Below are 562 nucleotides of genomic sequence, written 5' to 3' on the forward strand. Positions count from 1 at the left end.
GTGCCCGTGGTGCCAGCGGGGGGCGGCAACGCGCTCACGCTTCCGGCGCACCGGCATGCGGTACGGATTGAAGTGGGAAACGGGCGCGCGCCCACGTGGCTCCTGGCCATCCAGCAGCAGGGTGCGGACGCAGAGGGGTTGAACCTGTTCCGGTTCGGGGACGGGTTCCAGGGCTTCCAGAAGCTCGCCTCCGTCCAGCCGGATGCCTCGCACCATGACCGGGCGGAGCTGGTCGCCGTGGGGCGGGACGTGGCGCTCGTGTATGCGTACGAGGCCCCCTCGCTGGCGGCCTCGTCGCGGCACGACGTCTGGTTCCAGTGGTGGCGCTACCAGGAGGCCGAGGACACCTGGGCGCCGGAGCCGGCGGTCCGGGTGTTCAACGCGGACAGCGCGACGGCGTACTCCCGGGCGCTGCTGGCGAGGGACTCGCGCGGGCGGCTGTGGGTGCAGGCGTTCCGTCTGGAGGCGGACGGAGGCTCCATGGCGGTGGTGGCGGTGTCCACCGATGGTGGCGCGAGCTTCCAGCGGCAGCCGGACCTGGGGCGGGTGAGGCGCCGGGGCG

At 73.3% G+C, this 562-nt stretch carries 1 pseudogene; it reads left to right on the forward strand.

The features are described from left to right. A pseudogene (locus D7V97_RS43555) lies at positions 1-562 on the forward strand (exo-alpha-sialidase); the annotation flags it as partial.

The sequence above is a fragment of the Corallococcus sp. CA053C genome (assembly GCF_003611675.1).
Lineage (GTDB): Bacteria > Myxococcota > Myxococcia > Myxococcales > Myxococcaceae > Corallococcus.